At 60.8% G+C, this 24,669-nt stretch carries 24 protein-coding genes; 18 read left to right on the top strand and 6 right to left on the bottom strand.

Annotated features, from left to right (window positions below; genetic code table 11):
- Positions 1-21 precede the first annotated feature (21 nt).
- Positions 22-477 carry a PaaI family thioesterase gene (locus FIV44_RS03230; RefSeq protein WP_141003238.1) on the top strand — a complete coding sequence of 152 codons (456 nt, stop codon included), beginning with the start codon at positions 22-24 and terminating at the stop codon, positions 475-477.
- A 22-nt stretch (positions 478-499) separates the two neighbouring features.
- On the opposite strand, the gene FIV44_RS03225 is transcribed toward FIV44_RS03230, so the two are convergent.
- Both FIV44_RS03225 and FIV44_RS03220 read right to left on the bottom strand, forming a co-directional pair.
- Positions 500-1,087: an RBBP9/YdeN family alpha/beta hydrolase gene (locus FIV44_RS03225; RefSeq protein WP_141003237.1), complete on the bottom strand. Its 588-nt coding sequence runs from the start codon at positions 1,085-1,087 to the stop codon at positions 500-502.
- Positions 1,074-1,583 (bottom strand): MaoC family dehydratase, encoded by a 510-nt coding sequence (locus tag FIV44_RS03220; RefSeq protein ID WP_141003236.1) that lies wholly within the window; start codon positions 1,581-1,583, stop codon positions 1,074-1,076. Before FIV44_RS03220 ends, FIV44_RS03225 begins: the two co-directional genes overlap by 14 nt.
- A 64-nt stretch (positions 1,584-1,647) precedes the next feature.
- Here FIV44_RS03220 and FIV44_RS03215 point away from each other — a divergent pair, with 64 nt between their 5' ends.
- Positions 1,648-2,355, top strand: a complete 708-nt coding sequence (locus FIV44_RS03215; protein ID WP_141003235.1) for an ArsR/SmtB family transcription factor — start codon at positions 1,648-1,650, stop codon at positions 2,353-2,355.
- 277 nt (positions 2,356-2,632) lie between these two features.
- Here FIV44_RS03215 and FIV44_RS03210 read toward each other — a convergent pair whose 3' ends face one another.
- Complete coding sequence (locus tag FIV44_RS03210) at positions 2,633-3,634, bottom strand: lipoyl synthase (protein WP_141003234.1); 1,002 nt, start codon at positions 3,632-3,634, stop codon at positions 2,633-2,635.
- A gap of 7 nt (positions 3,635-3,641) precedes the next feature.
- Complete coding sequence (locus FIV44_RS03205; protein ID WP_181410961.1) at positions 3,642-4,202, bottom strand: TetR/AcrR family transcriptional regulator; 561 nt, start codon at positions 4,200-4,202, stop codon at positions 3,642-3,644.
- Positions 4,203-4,427: 225 nt separating this feature from the next.
- On the opposite strand from FIV44_RS03205, the gene FIV44_RS03200 reads away from it, so the two are divergent.
- The 15 genes from FIV44_RS03200 to FIV44_RS03130 all read left to right on the top strand — a co-directional run bounded on the left by FIV44_RS03200 (position 4,428) and on the right by FIV44_RS03130 (position 20,994).
- Positions 4,428-5,402 (top strand): thiamine pyrophosphate-dependent dehydrogenase E1 component subunit alpha, encoded by a 975-nt coding sequence (locus tag FIV44_RS03200; protein ID WP_141003232.1) that lies wholly within the window; start codon positions 4,428-4,430, stop codon positions 5,400-5,402.
- Entirely contained in the window at positions 5,399-6,415 is a 1,017-nt protein-coding gene (locus FIV44_RS03195) for an alpha-ketoacid dehydrogenase subunit beta (protein WP_141003231.1), read from the top strand. The genes FIV44_RS03200 and FIV44_RS03195 overlap by 4 nt, the downstream gene beginning before the upstream one ends.
- Positions 6,412-7,125, top strand: coding sequence for a 2-oxo acid dehydrogenase subunit E2 (locus tag FIV44_RS03190; RefSeq protein WP_141003230.1), 714 nt, complete (start codon positions 6,412-6,414; stop codon positions 7,123-7,125). The genes FIV44_RS03195 and FIV44_RS03190 overlap by 4 nt, the downstream gene beginning before the upstream one ends.
- 10 nt (positions 7,126-7,135) lie before the next feature.
- Positions 7,136-7,384: a biotin/lipoyl-containing protein gene (locus tag FIV44_RS03185; RefSeq protein ID WP_181410959.1), complete on the top strand. Its 249-nt coding sequence runs from the start codon at positions 7,136-7,138 to the stop codon at positions 7,382-7,384.
- Positions 7,385-8,328: 944 nt separating this feature from the next.
- Complete coding sequence (locus tag FIV44_RS03180; RefSeq protein ID WP_181410958.1) at positions 8,329-9,462, top strand: sugar ABC transporter substrate-binding protein; 1,134 nt, start codon at positions 8,329-8,331, stop codon at positions 9,460-9,462.
- Positions 9,462-11,054 carry a sugar ABC transporter ATP-binding protein gene (locus tag FIV44_RS03175; protein WP_141003227.1) on the top strand — a complete coding sequence of 531 codons (1,593 nt, stop codon included), beginning with the start codon at positions 9,462-9,464 and terminating at the stop codon, positions 11,052-11,054. Before FIV44_RS03180 ends, FIV44_RS03175 begins: the two co-directional genes overlap by 1 nt.
- Positions 11,032-12,057, top strand: a complete 1,026-nt coding sequence (locus FIV44_RS03170) for an ABC transporter permease (RefSeq protein ID WP_141003226.1) — start codon at positions 11,032-11,034, stop codon at positions 12,055-12,057. Before FIV44_RS03175 ends, FIV44_RS03170 begins: the two co-directional genes overlap by 23 nt.
- Entirely contained in the window at positions 12,054-13,460 is a 1,407-nt protein-coding gene (gene lpdA, locus FIV44_RS03165; protein WP_246086781.1) for a dihydrolipoyl dehydrogenase, read from the top strand. Before FIV44_RS03170 ends, lpdA begins: the two co-directional genes overlap by 4 nt.
- 390 nt (positions 13,461-13,850) lie before the next feature.
- The gene (locus FIV44_RS03160; RefSeq protein ID WP_141003225.1) at positions 13,851-14,657 is read left to right on the top strand and encodes an enoyl-CoA hydratase/isomerase family protein; all 807 of its coding nucleotides are present in this window, start codon (positions 13,851-13,853) and stop codon (positions 14,655-14,657) included.
- Positions 14,654-15,823 (top strand): thiolase family protein, encoded by a 1,170-nt coding sequence (locus FIV44_RS03155; RefSeq protein ID WP_281285801.1) that lies wholly within the window; start codon positions 14,654-14,656, stop codon positions 15,821-15,823. Before FIV44_RS03160 ends, FIV44_RS03155 begins: the two co-directional genes overlap by 4 nt.
- Positions 15,793-16,899, top strand: coding sequence for a selenide, water dikinase SelD (gene selD / locus FIV44_RS03150; protein ID WP_141003223.1), 1,107 nt, complete (start codon positions 15,793-15,795; stop codon positions 16,897-16,899). Before FIV44_RS03155 ends, selD begins: the two co-directional genes overlap by 31 nt.
- Before the next feature lie 56 nt (positions 16,900-16,955).
- A complete protein-coding gene (locus FIV44_RS03145) occupies positions 16,956-18,254 on the top strand; it encodes an acyl-CoA dehydrogenase family protein (protein ID WP_141003222.1) in 1,299 nt (432 codons plus the stop codon).
- Complete coding sequence (locus FIV44_RS33825) at positions 18,254-18,805, top strand: adenylyltransferase/cytidyltransferase family protein (RefSeq protein ID WP_141003221.1); 552 nt, start codon at positions 18,254-18,256, stop codon at positions 18,803-18,805. Before FIV44_RS03145 ends, FIV44_RS33825 begins: the two co-directional genes overlap by 1 nt.
- Complete coding sequence (locus FIV44_RS03135; RefSeq protein WP_219996262.1) at positions 18,802-20,139, top strand: alkaline phosphatase family protein; 1,338 nt, start codon at positions 18,802-18,804, stop codon at positions 20,137-20,139. The genes FIV44_RS33825 and FIV44_RS03135 overlap by 4 nt, the downstream gene beginning before the upstream one ends.
- A 99-nt stretch (positions 20,140-20,238) precedes the next feature.
- Positions 20,239-20,994, top strand: coding sequence for an SDR family NAD(P)-dependent oxidoreductase (locus tag FIV44_RS03130; protein ID WP_219996261.1), 756 nt, complete (start codon positions 20,239-20,241; stop codon positions 20,992-20,994).
- A 19-nt stretch (positions 20,995-21,013) separates the two neighbouring features.
- Here the strand turns inward: FIV44_RS03130 and FIV44_RS03125 are convergent, their stop codons facing one another.
- Positions 21,014-21,652, bottom strand: coding sequence for a TetR/AcrR family transcriptional regulator (locus tag FIV44_RS03125; RefSeq protein ID WP_181410957.1), 639 nt, complete (start codon positions 21,650-21,652; stop codon positions 21,014-21,016).
- A gap of 333 nt (positions 21,653-21,985) precedes the next feature.
- Entirely contained in the window at positions 21,986-22,399 is a 414-nt protein-coding gene (locus FIV44_RS03120) for a GNAT family N-acetyltransferase (RefSeq protein WP_181410956.1), read from the bottom strand.
- 163 nt (positions 22,400-22,562) lie between these two features.
- Here FIV44_RS03120 and FIV44_RS03115 point away from each other — a divergent pair.
- Positions 22,563-23,842 (top strand): IS3 family transposase gene (locus FIV44_RS03115; RefSeq protein WP_141003217.1). Its coding sequence is split into 2 segments (ribosomal slippage): positions 22,563-22,866 and positions 22,866-23,842, totalling 1,281 coding nucleotides; the frame shifts between segments, so codons are not numbered across the junction.
- The last annotated feature ends 827 nt before the right edge of the window (positions 23,843-24,669 follow it).

Below are 24,669 nucleotides of genomic sequence, written 5' to 3'. Positions count from 1 at the left end.
CCCACTAATGAAAGGAAGACCATGGACGTCTCCGAGGACATCAACTCAGAACTCGCCGATTACGTCACCGACAGCTTCTCGCGTCAGGGACTGATGCGCCATCTCGGTGCCAGCATCACCGAGCTGCGTCGCGGATTCTGTCAGCTCCAGGCTCCCTACGGCGCTGACCTCACACAGCAGCACGGCTACTTCCACGCCGGAGTCACGAGCTCGCTCGTCGACACCGCGGGCGGCTATGCGGGTCTGTCCACCTACACCCGCGGTGACTCGATTCTGACCGTCGACTTCACCGTGAACCTCCTAGCACCCGCCATCGGCGACTCCCTTCTCGCCGAAGCCACGGTGATCAAGAGCGGTCGCACCCTCACGGTGTGCCAGTTGGAGGCATTCACCCTCAAGGCCGGCAGTCGTGTCCATGTCGCGACCGGACGCCAGACCCTGATCCGTCTTGCAGACACCTCCGATGGTCCGGCGTAGGGTTGCGATCAGACGCCCTGGATCAGGTGAGGTCGGCGGCAAGGTCGGCCAGGAGGGCCTGGCCGACGGGCCAGAGTCCTACTCCGCTGGACTCGTTGATATGCCCTTGGCGGCCGACCGCGCGGAACTGCCCAGCGAGCGCGCGAGCGACGCCTTGGGCGTACGCGATCTCCCCGTAGGGGTCATTCTCACTGGCGACCACCAACGAGCCGACGCCCAGCTCTCGGGCACGTACTTCGCGGAACGACTGTGCAGCGCCGGGGAAACTGGGTCCAGAGGGGTCGGGTACGGCCGCCAGAAACAATGCGGCTACATCGTCGACGTTTCCCTCGATCGCCCAGGCGATCGCTGCCAGGCACCCCAGGCTGTGGGCGATCAGGAGTGGCCGGCTGGTGGCCGAGTTCACGGCCTCGTCGACGGCCTGGACCCAATCGGAAAGGTCTGGCTGGATGAACGACTGTGGCGCGATACGCCGAGCATCCGGATGAGCAGCCTGCCACAACGACTGCCAGTGCCCCGGAGGCGAGTCGTCGATGCCGGGAACGATGACGAGCGGTTGCGACGGCAGGCTGATCTGTCGCGGAAACTCTACGGCGTCAGGTGCCTGCATGGCGGCGCTTCAGGAAGTTCATGGCCTTGAGTGACAGCACGAGGTCATCGTCGGAGTTGAGCAGTTCCGCGGTGGTGTGGACCAAACCCCGGTCGGGTTTGGAGTTCGATACCCGCGCCGCCTCGATCGTGGCTCGGAACCAGAGTCGGTCCCCGGGTCTGACGGGCCGAGGCCATCGCAACTCGTCCATTCCGGGCGACGCCATCGATGCGACATGAGACAAGTAGTGGTCCACGAACAACCGCATGCACACGGCCGCCGTGTGCCAGCCGCTGGCGATGAGTCCGCCGAACGGACCGCTCGACGCTTGCTCAGGATCGGTGTGAAACGACTGCGGGTCGTACTGGCGGGCGAAGGAGACGATCTCGTCAGCGGTGATGGTGATGTGGCCGTACTCATACACCGAGCCCGGGACATAGTCCTCGAAGTAGCGGTCAGTAACCGGCACCGCGAAATCTGTCGTGCTCAAGCACCGGGTCTTCGTCTCGTCTGCCATAGCACCAAGATATCGGCAAATCAGTTCGGTATCTAACGAAGTGTTTATGTCATACGCTGGGTGAGTGCACGCGAACGACTACGACCTGGCTGCCGTAGCCAAGGTCATCGGTGAGCCAGCTCGCGCGACGATGTTGTTGCGATTGATGGATGGACAGGCGCATACCGCCTCGGCCTTGGCCGCTGCCGCCGGCGTCTCGCAGTCGACGGCATCGGCGCATCTAAGCCATCTCGTAGACGCCGGCCTGGTCACTGTCCAGACTGAAGGACGTCGGCGTATGCATGTCCTTGCGTCTGGAGACGTTGCGGCTGCCGTCGAGGCACTGGGGTGTATAGCACCGCTGCTCCCGGTGGAATCGCTGAACCAGGCGCGAACGGGCAGCAAACTGCAGTTCGCGCGCGCCTGTTATAGCCACCTGGGTGGCTCGCTTGCAGTCGGCATCACCCGAGGACTCCTTAACGACGGCGCGATCGTGATGGCTGCTGATCAACGTGGCATCGAGCTACTCACGTTCGACCACCAACTTCTGCGCGGGTTAGGTATCGACTCGCTCGCCGCAGGCTCAGGCCCAGTCGCCTGGGGTTGCCTGGATTGGACCGAGCAACAACCTCACCTTGCGGGTCGGCTGGGAACGGCGATTCTGACGGCCCTTCTGAGCAAGGGTTGGCTGCTCCGCCGCCGCAACGACCGAGCCCTAGATCTAACAGAGGAAGGGAAGAACCGCCTGCAGCGCTGTCGGTTGATGGTCAACACACTGCACCCGACCTCGTGAGGATTCCAGTGCGGCGGGGTCTCCTGGAGCCAGTAGGTTGCGGCGTCGCCCGGCTGTGTTCGTCGAGACTCGTAAGCGGGGGCCGCGGATAGACGTTGAGCCGGACAGTTAGCTAGGCCATGTCTCCCATACCCGCACGCCGCCCGGACGGCCCCGCATCCCGCCCAGCGGCGTTGTCGGTGCTCGCCAGACAACCCCGGTATTGCTTCGGCCCTCCGCGTTGCCGGACGGGCGCGGATGCCGCCCGAGCTAACCGCGCTGATATGGGAGACACGGCCTAGCGTGCCCAAGCCTTGGCTGACTCGGCTTGGTCCCCTGCGTGATAGCTGGAACGAACCAGCGGTCCGGCCTCGATATGGGCTAGGCCCAGATCGAGGCCGTGCGTTCGATACGCCGCGAACTGTTCAGGAGTGACATATCGATCGACGCGCAGGTGCCCGTCGGATGGCTGCAAGTACTGCCCTATGGTCACCAACGAGACTCCAGCTTGGCGCAGGTCCCGCAAGCAGTCGAAGACTTCCTCATCGGTTTCCCCCATGCCGACGATGATGTTTGACTTGATCGCTGTCGAGGTGGGCATCAGCTCTCGCGCCAAGGCCAGATATTCCAGGCTGCGCTCATAGTCGAATGCTGGGCGGATATCAGAAAAGAGCCTTCGGGTGGTTTCGAGATTGAACGCGAAAACATCAGGGGCCGCGTCGACAACAGTGCGCAGTGATTCGCCTCCTCGCTCTGGATTTCTCGCGTAACCAAAGTCGCTCGGGAGGACTTCGATGCCGCAGTCGGGTGATTGGGAGCGGATCTGCCTGATGCATTCAGCTATCAACCAAGCTCCCCCGTCGTGAAGGTCGTCTCGAGCGACCATAGTCACAACGACAAAGTTCAGCCGGAGATAGGAAACTGCTGCGCCCAGTCTGCGTGGCTCGTCCCTGTCCAGAGGACCTGGTTTGCCGGTGCGGATTTGGCAGAAGGCGCAGCGTCGAGTGCAGTCTTCTCCGCCGACAATAAAGCTAACTTCCCTTTGCTCCCAGCACTCGAATATGTTTGGACACGCTGCCTGCTGGCAGACGGTGTTTAGCGACTTTCCGCGGACGAGTTGCGAAAGGTCGCGATACTCAGCGCCTTGCGTTGCGGTCACTTTGATCCATGGCGGGCGGACATCCGTATTGCGACTAGTGTCGATGCGGCTGCGAACAACGCCAGCACGTCGCTGGTTGTCGGTCGTCGCCAATGGAAGAAGTCGTCGTCCGTTTGGTCCGACGTCATTCTGCGAGTTCATCGATCTCCTAGGTGTTGTAGCTGACGCCAGCTGGCTCTCGTATCAGCCCATAGGCGACAAGGTTTCCGAGTTCGGCGAGAGCCGCTGACAACGTCAGCTGGCTGCGTTCAAGAAACTCCGGATCAAGGACCGATGTGATGCCGTCCGAAAGGACCTGGGCGGTGAACCCCGGATGGACGTTTCGAAACTCGCCATCTCTGATTCCGGCAACAACAATCGATTCCATCAACGTGACGCTGTATGCCGTGTGGGCAGCAAATACGCGGCGTGTTGCAGGGTGCGCATCAACGTCACGGCTGAATGCTAGTGAGGCTCGTTGAAAGCCAGCGGCCACGGTGTTGAGGTAGGTGCGGAGTTGATCGATCCGGCGTTCTTCGCGCTGTGCGGCGTCTCGCGCACCTGCTCCGAGCCGCTGTAGTACCCGATCAACGACTAGGACGACCAGCTCGTCCTTAGACGGAGCTAGTTGATACAGCGTGCGTCGTGAGCACTTTGCGCGCGTAGCCACATCGGAGAGCTTCAGCTGGCCGAATCCCTCTCTCAGAAAGAGATCCTCGAGCGCGTCCAAGACTTCGCGGGCCCGTCGTGTCGCCACTCCTCCGCGGTGCGACGCGGGCTTGATCGCCGGTGGAGGTGAGGCGGCCAAGCCGTGCGGTTGGCCGGGAGGGGTCGGGTTCGGCGAGCTCAAGGTCCAGGTCTCCTGAATCGATGCTTGACGGCGCGTCGACAAACACTCTACGGTACTCAAGACGGTACGCACAATCCCATTCTAGTACCGCTAGGAGGCGGAAGGATGTCATTGGAGACATCGCCCGGCACGGCTCGGGACGTAGCCTTGTCTGGCTACGAGTTGATGGTCACGGCGAGGCAGATCGAGCTCGAGTGTGTCCGTCTGTCAGGCCACTGGTATGCCGCAATCGGCGAGGAAGCCGTCTTGGCTGGTGCATATGGACTGTCGTCTCAGCACGGCGACGTGCTCTTCCCGCACTACCGGGGCGCGATGGTTGTGCATTACCTCCGCGGACGTTCATTAGAAGACCTGTTTCTCTCTGTGCTCGCGCGCAAGGGATCTAGCTCGCAGGGCCGGCACATTGCACCTCTTGATGGGTGGCTCCAGGGAGATGTGATGCCGTGGACTAGTTACATGCTTGGACCCAACATCCCCTTCGGCTCCGGAGCCGCCCTCGCCCTGTCGAGGTCGACAACCGACCGCGTCGCGATTGTCGGGCTAGGCGACGGCACTGCAGGAACGGGCGACTTTCACGAGGGTCTGAACATGGCGTCGGCGCTGAACCTGCCAGTCGTGTTTGTTTGCCACAACAACCAATTCTCGATTTCCACCCGCCCTCAGGAGGTTCTCGCAACGGAGAGCATCGCCTCCTGGGCGAGGGGGTATCAGATGCCGTCGGTCACGGTTGACGGCAACGATCTGAAGCAAGTCCAGGCAGCGGTGGGGGAAGCCGTCCGTCGTGCGAGACGTCGAGAGGGCCCGTCATTCGTGGAGTGTCTGACGTTCAGGCGCACCGGCCACTTTGCATCTGACCATGCTCCCTATCGAGATTCGGCGGAATTGGCGATGTGGGAGAAGCGGGATCCGATCGAATCTTGGGAGCGAGAACTAGTCAACCAGTGGAACATGTCGCGATCTGATCTGAAGGAGATCCGGACGCGTCTGGAGGAGGTCGTAAAGCAGGCAGCTGCGACCGCAGAGACTGCGCCGCACGCGGATGAAGAAGACCTCAGCCTCGAAGGGGTGTATGACCGATGATTGATACGACTTTGAGTGACCCGCCTGCGCGACGCCGGCACACGATTCGTGAGGCAACAATCGCTGGTCTGCGTGAGGAGATGGAGGCCGACGAATCGGTGATTTTGATCGGCCAGGACATCGGCGTGTTCAACGGGCCACTCGCTTGTACCGAAGGTCTATACGATCAGTTTGGCCCAAAGCGCGTAATCCAGACGGCCGTCTCGGAATCTGCAATGATCTCGCTCGCGCTCGGTGCCGCTGCCAAAGGGTTGCGACCGATCGTCGACATCATGTTCAGTGACATGCTTCCATTGATCGCCAGTCCGTTGATCCAGACTGCGGCACCGTTTAGATACTTGATGTCCGGTCGTGGTTCGCTCCCGGTCGTGATTCGTACCCGTGGCGGCGACGGCCCGTATCGTGCGCACCCTCAGAACTTCGAAGCTCTGTTCGCGCATTCGCCCGGGATGACGGTGGTGCAACCGTCGCGAGCGACGGATGCGTATGACCTCATTCGGGCGTCCGTGGCGTCAAATGATCCCGTCATCTATTTGGAGAATATCTACCTATACAACGCATTCAAGGACGATCTCCAGGACGAGAGGCAGCCGGCCAGAATTGGGAGCGCAACGGTTGTGTCGCAGGGTCGAGACGTTACCGCGGTCGGCTATGGAAGATCTGTGCGAACGCTGATGAATGCAGTCGCAGAATGTGAAGCGAAAGGCATCAGCCTTGAGGTAGTTGACTTGCGAACAGTTCACCCCTGGGATTCGGCCACGATCGAAGCATCGGTGGCGAAGACCGGCCGACTGATTGTGGCGCACGAAGCGTGGGCACGTGGCGGTATGGGTGACCAGATTGTCAGCCACATCAGCAGGACCATGTTCGGTCAGCTCCGGGCATCTCCTGCGGTACTGGGGGCACCGGACATTCCAATCCCTTGGGCGCCACGTGTCCGCGACGCCATGAGCATCTCGTCGGCAGCGGTGGTAGATGTGGCGGTCGAGATCATGCGTCGGTCCGAACGATGAAGGAGTACCCGATCGACCACCGTCCCAGGATCCTCGACCGCTCTCCGATCACGCCGCTACGCCGGATGGCGATAAAGCACTTGACTGAGAGCCACCGCAGCGTGGTAGCCGCGGGTCTGCACGGTCGCGCTCGTGCTGACAGCCTGCTTGAGTGGCGGCGCAGGATGGAGCGGAACGGCCAGAAGGTCAGCATCTCGGCGATGTTGGCCAAGTTGCTCGGTGACGCCGTGGCGGCGCATCCAGATGTGAATGCGGCGATCGTCGAGGATGAACTGGTCCGCTATGCGGACACACACCTGGGCGTCGCGATGTCGACTGGGCGTGACCTGGTAGTCCCAGTGATCAAGGATGCGAATCTCAAGACTATCGGGGAATGCGCCGAGGCGCTGGGCGACCTCAGTCGGCGGGCGATGGCGTCGAAGCTCGGCGTCAACGATCTTCGCGGAGGCACATTCACGCTCTCAAGCATTGGCATGTACGTCCGTGACGTGACAGCGACCGCGATTGTCCCGGGCGGCCAGAGCGGGATCGTTGTTGCCGCTGGCATTACCGACCAGCCCGTCGTGAACGGAGGCCAGGTCTGTGTTGCACCTGTGCTGCCGCTGAGTCTCACCGTCGATCATCGCGTCGTCAATGGCGCGGCGGCCGGTGAGTTTCTCACCGATCTGATCCAGCGCGTTGAGTCGTGTGTTGACCACTACCAACAATGAAAGAGAACGGATGAGTACGATTTTCGAGCTTTGTCTGCCGGAAGTAGGGGAAGGTGTGACCGAGGCATTCGTCGCGGTTTGGCTGAAGGATGTAGGCGATCCAGTAGTTGCTGGCGATCCGGTTCTCGAAGTCATGACCGACAAGGCCAATATCGATGTGCCCTCGCCAGTTTCTGGCACGCTCAAAGAACAGCGGTTCGCAGAGGAGGCGCGCGTGGAGGTCGGCGAAATTGTTGCAGTGATTGAGGTAACGACTTAGCCGCTTTCGTGGCGTCCTCGTGAGGCAGCGGTTCGCAGAGCTCTCGGCGCGCAATGGGCCGCAGTTTGGCCCTGGAGACATCCTTGGTCGCTGGCAGTTCGCGGCCGCACGCTGCTTCCAGCGCACATATTGCAGCGCTGGAATTGCAAGTCGGATTGTCTCGGAACTGCGCCAACCGACGAAGGCTTCAGCGAGTAGCGCGGCCAGCGGCCCCAGCCAGAGTACGAATTCGCGACTGTTCAGCGACGCTGGCTAACGTCGAAATCTGTGACTGCTGACGGGGCCGTCAGCCTTTGAATCCAGTTGGTTGTCCCCGGCGCCGCTTCGGCCTGCTGGTCGTCCCCGGCAGGGGATTTGCCAGCGCAGTTCGCAAGTCTGTGGTGGACCGCCTCATTGTTCAACGTGCTCGACGACACCCGAAAAGACTTGCTCGCGTCCGAGCATCGATGTCTCGATTACCTCGCCAAGCGTCGGAGCCCGGAGTGCTGTTACGGCAGTACGCGGGCGGGATGGATCTGTGTCAATGGGCGAGCTTGCCGTTGTGTTGTCGATGGTCGAGCAACGGGGTAGGTAGGGCGAGGCTCTCTAGCATCGCGCTGGCGCCCGAAAGGGGCTATGGGGTCAGCTCCGAGTAGCGCCCCCGGGTCGGATCGCTGTCCTCCATGTCCCTGTCGCCTGTTCGTGTTGAACGGATGTGCCGTGGCGCGGCCGGGCGGTCGCACAGGTACGGGAAAGGCTCTGCTTCTAGCCGGGAGTGGGGCCTGCCTGACGGGCTCCTGCGGCAGGTGGCGGGATCCAGAAGCGCACGCGAGAGCATGACGCCAACTGCAATCTCAACTCGTAACTTGATTTTCTATGTAGCACTTGACATTACGGAGAAGTGGCGTGAGAGTGACGTAGGGCACTTTCACTGCGGGAGTGCGATTGGACGTGGAGGAAGCACAATGAGAACGACATTCCGGACCGCTGCAATCTGCCTCGCATTGGGATTGCTTGCTGCGTGTGGCGGGCAAGATGCGAACGGCGGGGCTAGTGGGCGTGTTGGAGCCGATGTTCTTGAAGCGGCGCGGGATCGCGTCGCTGCGGCCAAGGCTGCTCCGGATGGTGTGGGGCTCGACGACGCCCTGTCTTCGCGACCCGAAAAGGGAAAGACCGTCGCCTTCTTGAAGTGTCCGGTGGCGACGTGCGCCACAATCGCCAAGGGCGTTGAGGCCGCAACGGAAGCCCTGGGTTGGGAGTTCAAGCTCGTTGACTTCGGGGCCACCCCCGAAGAGCAGAACGCGGCGTTCGAAAAGGCCATTCAGCTTGAGCCAGATGTGATTATGCAGACTTCAGGCTCGCTCGACACGTTGTCCAATTCGCTGGCAAAGACTAAGGCTGCGGGGATTCCAGTCGTCGAAGGGTCAACGTCAGACGTGGCGACTGGAATGGGCCCGGATGGGAACGGAATTATCGCGGTTCTCAACGGCGGCGCACAACTGGCAGACAACGGGTCGATGATCGCAGACTGGGTACTCGTCGATTCCGACGGGAAGAACCCTGAAGTGGCCGTTTTTAGTATTCCAGCAATCACCGTTCTCGAACACTTCGGGACGGGCCTGGAGGAATCACTGAAGGCCATCTGTGAGGGATGCCGAGTAACGACGGTAAACGCGCAGGTCGCTGATATCGGCAAGTCACTCCCGCAGACGGTTGTCTCCCATGTTCAGCAGAACCCCGGTGTCAAGTACGTGGCCTTCGCGTTTGGCGGAATGAGCACCGGAGTTAGCGCCGCGCTGCGTGAGGCTGGGATGAACGACGTGCGAGTCATTGGTGAAACCCCGAGCGAACCCAACTTGGCGAACCTAGGTCACAGGACCGAGCACGCCTGGGTTGGCCAAGACAGCACGATTCTCGGCTGGCGCATGGTCGATGCCTTCGCGCGTCAGGTAGTCGGCGACGATGTGGCGATTGCTCAAGGCGCTCTGTTGAACAACCAGTTGCTCGTGACAGGCGAGTACGAGCCTACAGGTCGGGACTACGAGGGTTACCCGAACTATGCCGCCGAATTCCAGCGCTTGTGGCGCATCGCCGATTGATGGGCGTTCAGAGGTCGGACACGGGGCTGGTCCTAGAGCACGTCAGCATGACATTTCCCGGCACGCGGGCTCTACAGGACGTGTCGGTGCATGTGGCTCCGGGAGAGATACATGCACTCGTCGGCCACAACGGGTCCGGAAAGTCAACACTGATCAAGTGCATGTCTGGCTACTATCAGCCGGACCCCGGTGCGACGTGTAGCGCAGATGGTAGGAGCATGACGCTCGGCGACGGGAGCGAGGCGCGTTCGGCGGGCCTAGCGTTCGTGCACCAGAACCTCGGCTTGGTTCACCAAATGTCTGTGACAGACAATCTTGCGCTTGAGTGGGGTGACATCTTGCGCCCGGTGCGCCGGATCGATCGGCGCGCTGAATCCCGTCGTGCTGAACTGGCTATGAACGAAGTGGGATACCCGACGTCTGGGGACCGATGCGTCGCGGATCTGAAGCCGTCGGAACGGGTCGGGGTCGCGTTGGCCAGGGCGATGTGGCGCCCCGGGAAGGTTCGCTACCTCGTCCTGGACGAGCCGACAGCCTCAATGCCTGCCGCTGAGGTGGAGCAGCTACTTGGATCGATGTGTTCGTTGCGCGACCGTGGCGTCGGAATTCTCTTCGTGTCGCATCACCTCCACGAGGTCGTCGAAATCGCTGATGCGGTGACAGTTCTGAAGGACGGCCAGGTTGTTCAAGTCTTCCGGCGCGGCGAGTTTGATCACGGGTCCTTGGTCCGCCTGGTGGGAGGCGAAGAGGCTGCGCTGGCTAACGGGCGGGTCCGCCCAGACTCAGACGACGCTCCGGAGCCAGCGAAACCGGAGAGTCTGGCAGTCCTAACTGTCGACGGGCTATCTGCGCCGGGCGTTCGCGGCTTCTCTACTGTGCTCTCGCGCGGCGAGATCGTCGGGATCGCCGGCGTCACCGGCTCTGGGCGGGAGGTCGTCCTGCAGGCCATCTTCGGTGCGGTTAAGCGGACTGGGACAGTTTCCGTGGGAGATGGCGCCATGATTCCAGACAGCCGACCAGACATCTCCATCAGAGAAGGTATGCAGTTGGTGCCAGCGGACAGGGCTGTTCACGCGGTCTTTCCTAACCTTTCGTTCAGAGAGAATCTGTACGTCAACCGGCTTGCCGGCGGCGCCCGCTACCGCGTCCGCCACTCGCGTGAGCGGGATGAAGCAACACAGTGGGGCCGCCGTCTACAAGTACGTCCCAATCGCTCCGAGTCGATGCTTTCGAACTTCTCTGGGGGAAACCAGCAGAAGATCGTCCTGGGGCGAGCGTTGGAGGCCGATCCGCAGGTTTTGCTGCTTGCTGAGCCGACCCAGGGGGTAGATGTTGGCTCAGCCGCAGAGATTCACCGGCTGATTATTGAGGTGGCCCGTGGAGGAGCCGGCGTACTCGTTGCCTCCTCGGACGAGGAAGAACTTGCGGCGATTTGCGACAGGGTGTTGGTAATGCGAGAAGGCCTCGTCACGCGTGAGCTAAGCGGCTCGGAGGCTACTTCGGGAGCGTTGGTTGGGGCGGTGCTGGGACCAAACGCGAACCAGCAGGCCACAAAGAGAGGCTTGACGGATGGAGCGAATAGCGATGATTGAGGGTGGAGCACTGACACGGGACCAGGAAGGTCGGTCCATATCTGCGCGACGGATCGGTCGGGTGATGATTGAAAGTTCGGGTCGACTGAGTGGCGTCTACGTCACAATCTTCCTGATTGTCCTATTTACGGTCCTCATCCCAGAAAACTTCGCTACATCGGTGAACGCCCGGATTATTATCTCAAGCGAGGCAGTGGCCGTGATACTCGCTTTGGCCCTGGTTATTGCACTTTCTGCCGACATCTTGGACGTCTCGGTGGCGGGCACCATGGGCATGGCAGTTGTGTTCGTGGGCTGGCTGCAGCAGCAAGGCGTCAACCCGGTCTGGTCAGTTGTGCTGACTCTGATGATGGGTCTGGTGGTTGGCGCTATCAATGCGTTGAACATCATCGTCTTGAAGGTACCCGCTCTGATCGCGACGTTGGGAATGATCTCGGTTCTGACCGCGATTGGCTACTGGCTGACCGACGGGATTGGCGTTGTCTCTGGTCTGAGTGACGGCTTCAAGAGGGCGGGACAGGCTCAGCCGTTCTCAATCCCGGCTCCTGTCTTCTATATGCTCGGCGTCGCGGCCATCGTCCACTACGTTTTGGAATACATGCCATTTGGTCGAAAAATTCGCGCAGTTGGTGATAATCGAGATGCCGCGCGCCTGGCAGGTCTTCGGGTGGAATGGCTGACGTTGAAGGTGCTGCTCGCGTCCTCGGGAATCGCTGCGTTCGCTGGAGTCGTGTATGCAGCTCGTTTGGGCACGGCCCCTCTTGACGCTGGTGATCCCTATCTACTGACAACTTTCGCTGCAGCGTTTCTCGGGTCGACACAGATTCGCCCGGGACGGTTCAACGTAATCGGCACCATCGTCGCTGTTTACCTTCTTGCAATTGGAATTAACGGCGTTCAGTTCCTATACCCAAATAGTTCGGTCTGGCTCAAGGGGCTGTTTTCCGGGTGTGCGCTCATCGTCGCAGTCGCGCTCTCTGTCCGTAGGAGGTCCACGTCGTGAGCAGCAAAATGGTCAGTTCGGACGTCCTCGTGGTCGGAGCGGGGCCAGGTGGATACGTCGCGGCAATCCGGGCCGCTCAACTCGGACTGAGCGTCACGGTCGTGGAGGAGAGATACTGGGGAGGGGTTTGTCTAAACATTGGCTGTATCCCCACGAAGACGCTTCTGGACAGTGCGGATCTGGTTCGCCGGGCCAAGGCAGAGGCCGCGATGCTGGGAGTGACGAGTTCGAACGTCATCCCAGATTACGAACTGGCCTTTGAACGCAGTCGGCACGTCGCGGCTGGTCGCGCCCGCGGTGTCCGCTACCTAATGAAGAAGAATGGCATCATCCAGATTGATGGGCGAGCCCGATTTGTCGACTTGAATGAAGTCGAGGTCGCGCTGAGCGACGGGACGACTCAGAGGGTCAGGTTCGGTAGCGCGGTGATTGCGACCGGCGCCCGTCCAAGGCCGCTCGAGGGCGTACCGTTCGGTAACGGGATCGTCAGCTACGCCGAGCAGATCTTGTCCTCTTCGGCCCCGCGTTCGGTCGGCATCGTGGGTGGCGGAGCTATCGGTACGGAGTTCGCCGTCTTGCTTAAGACATTCGGCGCGGATGTGACCGTACTGGAGAGCGAATCGCGGCTGCTGCCGCGCGAAGACTTGGATGTTTCTCGTGAGGTTGAGCGCGCCTTTCGACGATCAAAGATCGAGGTGGTTACTGACGCTTCACTGCAATCTGTTGAGAGTGCTGGCGACCATGTTCGCGTTAGTGTCGCGGCGGGCGGGGAACTTCGGAATATCAGCGTGGAAACTCTGCTCGTTTCGGTGGGTTTTCTGCCTAATGTCGAGAATCTGGGGCTTGAGGCTCTCGGTATTACCTTCGCGCCGGAGGCCGGGATTGAGACAGATGAGTATATGCGCACAGACGTTGCGAACATCTACGCGATTGGCGATGTAACAATGCGGATGCCACTCGCCCACGTGGCAGAGGCTCAGGGAATCATTGCCGCCGAAAGCATTGCAGGACGATCGCCAACGCCGATCGCCTACGAGATGGTGCCCCGGGTGACGTTCACGGAACCGCAGGTCGCTAGCTTCGGGCCGACTGAGTTGGAGGCGCGCCAATCGGGCATGGACGTCGTGACGGCATCGTTTCCGTTCGCGGCCAACGGCAAGGCGCATGCAGCGAACAGCACTGCCGGCTTCGTCAAGTTGGTCAAGGACTCTGCCACTGGCCACATTGTGGGAGCACATCTCGTGGGTCCGCACGTATCCGAGTTGCTGCCGGAGCTGACCCTTGCTGGACATGCGTGTCTCTCCGCGGAGCAAGTGCTCGTAAACATGCACAGTCATCCGTCACTGGGTGAGGCCGTTCAGGAGGCTCTCCATGGACTTGTTGACCGGCCGATCAACATCTAGCGGCCGCGCTGCGCGTCTCGTTGTGGGTGACCTGCGGATAGGTGACCCGGTTGTGCCGCTAGACCGACGGTCTGCCGATGGCGGCAATGATCGCTCCAGATTGCGACGACCGGTAGTTCAAGCCTGATCACACGTGAGTGCCTGCTTTCGTCTGACCCAGATCGATGCCCAACGGGCGACTGCTGCTCCCGATGGCAACAGTCGTCGTACCGATTGAGCAAGTCTTCTCAAACTACGTCGGGGCGGCAGAAGTTGCTGACCTTACGTATGCCTGGCATCTCACCGGACGATGAATGAGGGCAGATTCTGGGCTTGGTACAAGAAAATCTAGGGCCGACTTGACTTTTGGGTTGAGGTCGACAAATATCGCCTTGACAGGAGGATCTCGAAGTGACGAACCAACTTGCCGTTGAAACGGCTCTGGTGGACGGCGTCGGGCACATACGGCTCAATAGGCCGGCGGTATATAACGCGCTGAACTGCGAAATGCTGGGTGCGATCGACCGGGGCGTCCGGGAGTTGGCGGGCGAATGCGGGTCCATCCTCATTGCTGCGGCCGGCCCGCATTTTTCAGTTGGAGCGGATCTTCGGGAAGTGACTCAGGCAATTGACGATCCTGGGAAGCTGCGATCGCACCTTGCGCAGTTCCACCAGGTGGCTGAAACGATAAGTTCCTGCGCGGTCCCAGTCGTCGTCGCGGCTCAGGGATACCTCCTGGCGGGAGGGCTTGAGTTGGCCCTTGCGGGTGACATCCTCGTCGTCGCCGATGACGCGCTCATCGGCGACCAACACATTGGCGTGGGCTTGATTCCAGGCGGAGGAGGATCACAGCGCCTTCCGCGAGCGATCGGCGATCGGCGGTCGCGAGCTCTACAGCTGACTGGTGATCAGATTTCAGGGAAGCAGGCAGTCGAGTGGGGGCTGGCTTACGTCTCTGTACCTGCCGCAAAACTCCTGGCGCATGCGATGGAGTTGGCCAGCCGTCTCGCCACACAATCTGCGGACGCGATGAAGTTAATGAAGCAGCTTGCCGAGGTCGCGGAGAGCGAGTCGCTTCGGGTTGGCCTGTCGGCAGAGCTCGACGCAGTTGTCGCGCACGTCGCGTCCCAAGAGACCGCACAACAGTTGTTGGGATTTATCAACCGGCCGAGGTCGATTCCCGCGTCCTCTGCGCCTGAAAGGGATGTTCGGAATTGACTACTGATCAAGTCCATGTCGTTGGGGCGTCAATGACCAAGTTCGGTCGCCATCTGACAACGACCCCACGTTCGATGGTTTCCGAGGCCGTCGACGGAGCCATCCACGATGCCGACATCCAGCCGGCTGAGATCGAGGCTGCATTTGTGGGTAACGCCGTTGAGGGGCTCATGACCGGTCAGGAATCAATCCGAGGTCAGGTCGTGCTGCGGTCCTCGCGTCTGGGGCCTGTTCCCGTCGTGAATCTAGAGAATGCCTGTGCCTCGGGCTCGACGGCTCTCCATGTCGCGTGGAACTCGATTCGTTCGGGTGAGTACGACTGCGTGCTGGTGGTTGGATACGAGAAGCTTGTTGACGAAGACAAGACGAAATCATTCCGTGCTTTTGACGCGAGTATGGACTTGGTGGAGGCAGCAACCAACTATCCGGAAAGGTCGCCCGATCGAAGCGTCTTCATGGATCACTACGCGGAGAGTGGATCCGGAGGTCTCGACCCGCTCACGCTCGCGCGGATTTCCTCGAAGAGCCATCGACATGGATCATTGAATCCACGCGCACAGTTCGGCACTGCGTATACTCCGGAGGAGGTACTGGCCTCCCGCCAGGTCGTAGGGCCGCTCCATCTGTATATGTGCGCCCCAATGTCTGATGGCGCTGCAGCCGTCGTCCTAGTGTCGGACCGTTGGTTGTCGAGGACGCCGCGCCGGGCGGTGAAAATTCTCGCGTCAGTGCTGAATTCGGGCCGCGCAGACGACGAATCGCTGCAGCGCGCGCCTGAGCGAGCTTGTGCGCGCGCCTATAACGCGGCTGGTGTCGGGCCGGAGGATCTCAGCTTGATTGAGCTTCACGACGCGACTGCGGTCGGTGAGTTCGAGCTCTACTCGCAAATCGGTCTTTGTTCTCCGGGAGAAGAGGACCGCATGGTGGCGGAGGGCGAAGTAGGGCTCGGCGGCCGGTGCCCAGTGAATACCAGCGGAGGACTGACTTCGCGGGGGCATCCGATTGGAGCCACTGGGGTAGCTCAGGCGGTCGAAGCGTTTGATCAACTCATTGGACGGTGCGGTCCACGCCAAGTAGAGAATGCACGGTTTGCACTGACCCAAAACGTTGGGGGCTGGTTGGGAACTGATGTTGCGTGCTCTACGGCACACCTGTTCTCGAACTGAAGCGGTGGATGATGGATCTTGAATCGACGCATGGGAGGCTCATGGATCTTTCGCCGGCCGGCGGATGCGGTTGCAAAATGCGCCAGGGTCTCCTGAACGAGCTACTCGCAGGGATGGAACGGGACTTGGGTATCGGCGGACCCGACTTCGCGGCCGAGGATGCCGGGCTCTTAACGGTAGGTCAACAAGAGGTTCTACTCACGATTGATATCCAGACCCCAATATCGCCCACCGTCGAGCGGTGGGGCGCAGTGGCGGCGGTCAACGCGTTGTCCGACATCTATGCGATGGGCGGACGACCACTAGGTGCGGTTGCATTCCTAGGATGGCCGGCCGGACGATCGATTACTGAGGGCCGATCTCTGTTGAATGCAGGAGCAAAGGCACTGCGCGCAGATGGTGTCGCCTTGTTGGGCGGCCACACGATCACTAGCGAGGTTCCGACGTTCGGGTATTGCGTCCTCGGTTCACCGGGACGTGGCGGGCTAATGACTGTCGCCAGCGGCCGCGTTGGGGATCAGCTCGTATTGACCAAACCGCTCGGGAGCGGCGTTGCAAGCTCCGCGGAAAAGGCGGGAATAGGAAGTTCGGTGATGTATGCGGCCGCTCATGATGTGATGGTGACCTCCAACGGCCGAGCTGCTGAAGTGGCGGCGTCACACGCAGTGCGTTGTGCGACAGATGTGACCGGTTTTGGGCTTGTCGGTCACGCCCATAACATCGCGAAGGCATCCGGACTCAGGGCTCGACTATCGGCGGGCGCGTTGCCGGTAATTCCTGGAGTGGTCGATACTCTCGCGTCGGGATTCGTCCCGGATGGTCTGCTCCGAAACAGGGCCGACGCGGAGAACTACACGTCTTGGTCCTCGGTGGATGAAGTTCGCCGGAATGTTGTGTGCGATCCGCAGACATCGGGAGGACTCCTCCTTGCTGTCTCAGGCGATTCTGTTGTCGATCTCTGCTACGACCTGAGTGCGAGCGGAGTGCCTGCGGCGATCGTTGGTGAGTTTGTAGAGGGGACTCCAGGAGTCGTGGAAGTCCTTCCACAAATTGCCGCGTCGAGCCCTAGGTTCTAGCCACGGCTCCCAGCCGGCCGTGGTGCCCATTCAAACAAGACGAAAGTGACAGCCAAATGCTGTGGAATGCAAGTTTTCCCGAGAACGACTGGCCCCATGACGGGGCACTAATTGGCGACCTCGAGTTCGGTCTAGCTGAGCCGCCGACTGAGCTTGTCTCGACTCTGGAGGCAATCGACTCGCTCGTTGAGGAAGAGGTGAAGCCTCGGGAAAAGCATTTGCGCAGCACGGTCTCGGGACCCTACGGGCATCTGACTATCGAAGGAGCTCTATCTCCGGACGTCTGGGAAGCTCGACGGGAAATCCAACGCCTTGCTGCTGCGGCCGGCCTCTATGCCGCCCACCTTCCTAAGGAGCTCGGCGGTGGTGGGTACACGCGCGAAGAAATGTTCTTCATTGAAGAGCGTGTTTACCAGTACGGCACTCTGTTGGCACCGGCCATCCTTGGCTGGACGGAGGGACCGAGCCCGATGCTCACCCACGCATCGTCTGAACTGCGCGATCTGTTCGTCGATGACCTGGTCAACGCACGTACTACGGCGGCATTCTGTAACACGGAGCCGTCTGCCGGGTCGCATGTGCTGGGTCTTCGTACGTCAGCTCGACGCGAGGGTGACGGATGGATCCTGAACGGCAGCAAAGCTTTCATCACCAACGCTCAATACTGTGATGTGCTCCAGATCAACGCGGTAACTGGGAAGACTCCTAGCGGCCGCCCTGAACTGACGGTCTTCATGGTGTCAGTCGACACGCCCGGCGTGCGTCGAGGGGTGACGACTCCGACAATCATGGACGATGGGCTGACCGGCGAGATCCACCTTGAGAACGTCTTTGTGCCGGATTCTCAGCGACTGGGGCAGGTAGGTGACGGGCTCCGTCTGATGATCACAACGATCAACTGGCGGCGTCTGAGCCGCGCCGGCATGGGGAGCGGATGGATGAGGACCTTGATCGAGCGCTCTATTCGCCATATGCGTGGACGCGAAGTCGCCCGAGGAACCTTGGCAACTCAGCAAGTTCCCCAGCACATGCTTGTCGACATGTACCTGCGCTGGTACGCGGCCCGGGAGGCAAGTTTGTCGGCGATCCGAACTATTGACGCGACAGGGCCTTATCGAATTCCGCTCGACAAACGAGTTATCCGACTGACAAGCCTTATCAAGGTCCTCAATGACAACGCTCTTTACGAAGTTGCCGACACAGCGGTGCAGTTGGCCGGCGGACGGGGCCTACTTAAGGGGACGCCTGAGGAGCAGATTTTCCGGATCGCCAGGAATCTGCGGATTCCGGCCGGCGCTGTTGAGGTACAGAAGAACACGATCGCCGAAAGCCTCTTGCTCGATCCGGCTTCGTGATGGCTGACATCGGCTGTGTGACGGGTCGGTTCCAGCCGTTTCATCGCGGCCATATGGAGTTGGTACAGATCGCGTTGCGTACTCACGAATACGTCATCGTTGGAGTGACAAGCCCAGTTCGATGCCGTGTCACCGAGCGTCGCCAGAGCGCCCATCGTCACCTAACGGTCTCCAACCCGTACACCTACTATCAGCGTGCTCTTCTAATCTCCAAAGCGGTCGAGGAAATTGGCGAACGGCGCCGTGTCTTGGTAGTTCCGTTCGACCTGGACAATGTCGATAGCGTGGCTGACTACTGCCCATTCGATGCGGTCCAGTACGTACGTGTGTTCTCAGAGTGGGAGCGGCGGAAGGCAGAGATCCTAAGAAGCGCTGGGTTTGAAGTCTCTGAAATCCAGATGTCCGAGAAACAAGTCGAAGCATCTCAAATAAGAGCGTTGATGCGGGATGGACACGCGGCTTGGGAGACCCTGGTCCCTCCTTCGACAGTTGCTCTTCTCAGGGAGTGGGATTGCGAAGACCGGTGCAGTTCAGAGGTGTTCCCCTCGTGAAACGACATTATGGCGAGGACTATCCACGCCCTGTCGACGATCGCCTCCCGATGGTGCTTGTGATATGTGATGGCCTCGGTGATCGGCCATTGCGCGAGTTGGGCGGCCTGACTCCGAGTGAGGCGGCTCGAACGCCTAACCTCGACGCGCTGGTCGGCTCAGGACTATCCGGCTGGCATCTTCCGTTCGGCTGGGGCCGAGCTACTTCGTCGGAAGTATCGCATTGGGCAATGCTTGGGCTTAGCGAATGTGAATTCCCTGGCCGAAGCCTCTTGGAGGCGTTCGGAAACGGGATATCGGTTGAAGCTGGGAAGGGAACCGTCTATCTATCGCTGCGGACCTCACGCAGCAAGGGCGAACTCGTCTGGGTCGACGGGCGTTGTGCTGCCGACGACGCCGGAGACGCAGCCCTTCTATGGGCCGAGTTGGCGGAGTTCGCGAGCGGCTATGACGTAGAGGTGATTCCACTTACTACCAGGCCTGGTGAAGCGATCCTCCTGCATGGTGACCCGGCGGCAAGAGTCACTGATTCTGATCCGTTCTTCGAGCATCTTCACCCATGGCTGGATGTGCAGCCAGCACGGGCGCAATCCGAGGCACTCGCTGATAAGGTGCGGCAGTACCTGCTACGAGCACGCGCAGTTTTGCAGGAATCGCTGGTCAACCGCGATCGCAGGGCCCGGCGGCTTCCAGCGCTAGACGTGGTGACATCAAAGTGGAGCGGTGGTTGCAGGACTCGGCCAGAGTTCGCGGACGTGGTGGGCGTCCGCGGTGGGATCGTAGCCTCTACTGCGTTGTATAGAGGACTTGCCAGCTTCCTCGATATGGAATTCAGAACCCCGCCAGACAATCTGAGTTTGGCTGAAGACATGGCCTATAAGGTGCGACTTGCGGCCGAGCTTATCGACGATGGGTGCTCGTTCGTCCATCTGCATACAAAGGCCACTGACGAGGCAGGGCACACGAAGTCGCCGACCGCAAAGCGGGACGTGCTCGAACAGATCGATGGCGGGCTTGCAGGATTGCAAGATCTGGCGGCCGCTGCGGTCGTTATTGTCACCGGCGACCATGCGACACCGTCGCGTGACGGCCTGCTGCACGCGGGTGAGGCAACGCCACTCTGTCTGGCGGGGCCGACAATCTCGGCCGACGAAACACAGTCTTTTGGTGAACGCTCCATGAGGAGCGGCGCGCTGGGCATCGTTAGTGCCTGCGAAATCCTTCCCTTGATGTCGAGCTTTGCGAACCGACCCTACCTTCTTGGGCACATCCCTGGAGCTTCCACGGTTGTCCTTCCTGATAATCCGGCGCCAATGAGAATTGAGTCGGTCTAGTTAGCGGCGGTCGTCGGTTATCGAGTTTGTCGGGGCCCATGTTCCATACCGCAGAATAGTAAGAAGAGGTTTGTTATGAATGGAGTCCGATCCTCATTTTTGAGCACCGGCCTTGACGGACACGTCGCCCTAGTCACGGGCGCTGGATCAGGAATTGGCCGGGCGGTTTCGGAACGGCTGGCCAAGGCGGGCGCTAACGTCTGTGTTGCCGACGTGGATTACGACAGTTCCGAGGAAACTTGTGACCTGGTCCGCCAGGCAGGAGGCGCGGCGATGGCGGTTGAGATGGACGTAACCAGCGTTCACGCGGTCGACTCTGGATTCCAAGAGGTGATCGACAAATGGCATTCGCCGACTATCGTCGTAAACTGTGCGGGATGGGATCGAATGCACCGTTTCGTCGAAACGGACAGAGATTTCTGGGACAAAGTGATCTCGGTCAACTATGTGGGGACGCTGACAGTAACACAGCGCGCTACCCGTGAAATGATCGCACGCCGTACTGGGGGCCATGTGGTGAATGTCGTGAGCGACGCTGCGCGGGTGGGAAGTAGCGGCGAGGCTGTGTACGCGGGTGCCAAGGCAGCGGTCGTCGGGTTTACCAAGTCGCTTGCTCGCGAGGTGGCAAGACACGGGATTAATGCCAACGCAGTCGCGCCGGGGCCGACAGAGACACCGCTGTTCCACTCACTCGACGAGGGCATCCGTAATGCTGTCGTCAGAGCGATTCCCCTCGGTCGCATCGCGGATCCACGAGAGGTGGCCGCGGCGGTCGCCTTCCTCGCATCCGACGACGCGAGTTACATCACTGGACAAGTGCTTAGCGTCAGCGGCGGGTTGACAATGGCTGGTTAGTCGACTCTGAGGAGGGCCTCTAATCCAATCCGCCGAACATTGCGTGTGTCAGACTAGCGGAAACGACTCGAGCGAACTCCTCCAACGCGAGAGATCCTTCGGTTCGGTGCCACTCGTTCATGTGCGCGAGTGCTCCGATGCAGAGTTGGAGGCGAAGGACTAGGTGGTCGCTGTTGGCGTCCGAGATCGCTTGAACGCGTTCTTTGAATACTTCGAAGTGGGTTTCTCGAAGTGCTCGAACCTTCGCCCGAATCGTTGGGTTCGGGTGTTGAATCTGAAAGAATACCGCTGCGAACTCAGGGTAGTCGCGAAGTTGAAGGAGCGCTTGCTCCTGGAACAACGCACTGAGCGCCTCGTGCGGTTCGGTGTAATTGGCACTGATCTCGCGCAACCTCTCGACGATCGCCAGTGACGGAACTTCAACGCACTTGAGGAATAGGTCATCTTTCGAACTGACGTAGTGATATAAACTTGCTCCGCGCAGTCCAACTTTCGCGGCGACGTCATCGAAGTTCGTGCCGTCGTAGCCGTGCTCAGAAAAAAGTTCTGCTGACGCTCTGAGGATCTGGTCAAGCTTGCGTTCTCGCTTCTTGCGCACCCATGCGCTCTGCCCGGGGCTCGTATCGCCCTGGTCGGCCTGCTTGAGGGGATCGCCCACCCGACTGCTCCTAGCCCTGTTGTCTCTCGGTGACGGTATCGTACGCCAGCAGGTTTTCAAGGCTCATATAGATTTTCAGGACGGTCGCCGACGCGGTAGGGGCCCGAGCGCCGCATGCGCGCCCGCGTTGCGCTAATCGAGGGCATCATCCGGTCGACAAGCAAGTGCGTTTGGATGATCCTTGTCTGTTTCGCTCGGGGTGACCGAGCTGTCCCCACTGTGGCTGTCTGAGCTTGGACATGAGTCGTGCTGAGGTCACGTAGCGTGTCCACTGGGTGAGCAGGGTGAGCGACCCGTGGGTGACGGAACTGGCCTACGTCGGAGTGGAGGCGTTCATGGCCGAATACGGTTGAAGCGAGGAAACGCGATCTCCAAGGTGCCGGTCTCGATTCGAACTACTTCGCCGCACAGAAGTCGGGCGAGTCCTCGTGCCGGACGGTTGCCTTCGTCCACGACGGCATATACCTCACGGTCGGCGTGTTCAATAGTGAGCTCTACGAGGTGACGTGCAACGCCTTGTAGACGCCACGGTGGTGAGACGATGACCGCCACTTCCGTTCGTCCGTCCCTGGTGTGATGGGAATCGATCGCTGCCACGAGGTTGCCCGACAAGTCGAGCGCTGCGCGAAACGTGCCACCACCAGAAGGTGGAATCATCTGATCCACCGCTGTGCTCATTGTCAGGTATCCACCAAACCGGGCATAGCGGTCGCGTTGTGAGCAGGTGTTCAGCAGTTGGGTCAGCATTCGTCTCACGGTCCGCAAGGCCGTAGGCGAGTCAATTTCCCAGAGCTGGGAGGTCCATTCGTATCTTGGCGTCGAGTGAGACTCGCCAGGATAGGTGCTGTTCATGATGTGAACCGCACTGGGTTTCTTGGAGGCTCGTGACCTTGGAAACGAGGATGAGCACATGCCCAAGGAGCAGGTGCCCGGGAAGCCGCAGACGCGGCGCTACTCCCCGGAGGAGAAGGCAGCGGCGGTCCGGATGGTCCGCACGCTGCGAGCAGAGTTGGGAACCGAGCACGGGACGGTCCAGCGGGTCGCGACCCAGTTGGGTTACGGCGTGGAATCGGTGCGTCAGTGGGTCAAGCAGGCCGACATCGACGACGGCCACGTGCCGGGCGTGACCACAGCGGAGGCCAAGCGAATCCGCGAGCTGGAGCAGGAGAACCGCGAGCTCAAGCGAGCCAACGAGATTCTCAAGCGAGCGGCCTCTTTCTTCGGGGCGGAGCTCGACCGCCAACACAAGTAGTAGTCGCTTTCATCGACGCCAACCGCGACGAGGTCGTCGAGGGCAAGAAGCTCGGAGTCGAGTCCATCTGCACCACGCTGTCCAAGGCGGGGCTGCAGGTGGCTCCGAGCACCTACTACGCCGCCCGGTCCCGCGAGCCATCCGCACGCGCGCAACGTGATGCTGAGCTCAGACCGGCGCTGCGCGAGCTGTGGGAGGCGAACTACCGGGTCTACGGCGCGAGGAAACTGTGGAAGGCCGCCAGGCGTGCCGGACACGACGTCGGCCGTGACCAGGTCGCCCGGCTGATGCGCGCCGAAGGCATCGAAGGCGTCGTCCGCACGAAACGGGTGCGGACGACCAGGCCGGATGACAAGGCTGCACGGCACCCGGACCTGGTGAAGCGGAACTTCACCGCGACAAGGCCGAATGAACTGTGGGTCACCGACCTGACGTTCGTGCCGACGTTCGCCGGGATCGCCTACGTGTGCTTCATCGTCGACGCCTTCAGTCGGATGATCGTGGGGTGGCGAGTCGCCAGCCACATGCGCACCGAGATGGTGCTCGACGCGATCGAGATGGCCCGCTGGTCCCGCGGCACGCAGCTCGAGGGCCTGCGGTGTCACAGCGACGCCGGCAGTCAATTCACGAGTCTGCGCTACGGCGAGCGGCTCGCCGAGATCGGCGCCGTCCCATCGATCGGGACCGTCGGGGACAGCTACGACAACGCCTTGGCCGAGACCGTGAACGGCTACTACAAGGCCGAGCTCATCCGCGGTCCGGCGCGTCCGGGGCCGTGGCGCGCCATCGACGACGTCGAGCTCGCCACCCTCGGCTGGGTGCACTGGCACAACCACCAGCGGCTACACGGCTACCTCAGCGACCTCCCGCCGACCGAGTTCGAAGAAAGGTTCTACGCTACCCAGCAGGGAACCCAGGCCCTGGTTGAAATCAAATGACCAGAGCCTCCATCAGACCCAGTGCGGTTCAAAGAGCCAGTTATCTCTGCCTTCGTCTCGGAAGAACCTGATGGCGGTGTATCTCTTGAACCCGCACCGATGAACGACACCCGATCGTGGTGGCACGCTGCGGCAACCAACCTGCTTCACGCCGGGCAAGCTCTCGACCGACTCGACTCGCAAGGTCGCCGGGAGGAGCAGCTGGCGCAAGCCTCCGAGGTAGTCGGTTGGCCGGCGCCGCTGCGTCTGACCGAGAGTGCAAGGCGGAAGGTCGCCGAAGCGGCGGCCGCGCGGAAGGGCTCAACTGGTCGAGCACCCTAGAGTCGAACGCGCACTTTCGCGACGTGGCCTGCCGCTGCACAACGGGGGGCAACCGTTCGACTTCAGGTAGTGCTCTCGTGATGCCTTCGCAGCTGTCGCAGTTCGGGCACGGGCCAGTGGCCTCGGCAGAGATCCATCCCGTCTTCCGGTCGGCGCAGCGAATCTCTTGAGTCGCGGGCCAAGTGCGTCATTCTGGGCTAAGTGACGCAGACCCGAGAGGGTCACGAGGGACTCGATACCCCTCCACTTACCCTCCGCAAACGATCGGCAACTCTCCCGTGACGTTCCAGTACACTTGAGGTCTGTCAGCAAGGAAAACCCTTGATATACCGAGGGAATCCTTGATGACCCGAGTCCTCGGCGGGTGCCGGAGGGGCCTCCGATCTCTCCCAGAGGTCGCAGGTTCAAATCCTGCCCCCGCTACCAAAGGTGATAGATCCCAACCGCGGTCCTTTCGAGGGCCGCGGTTCTGTTTTCCCAGAGAAGTCGACCTCCGGGGCGTTCGA

Origin of the sequence: Nocardioides humi (assembly GCF_006494775.1) — a bacterium.
GTDB classification, from domain to species: domain Bacteria; phylum Actinomycetota; class Actinomycetes; order Propionibacteriales; family Nocardioidaceae; genus Nocardioides; species Nocardioides humi.
This window is presented reverse-complemented; position numbering and strand designations above follow the sequence as displayed.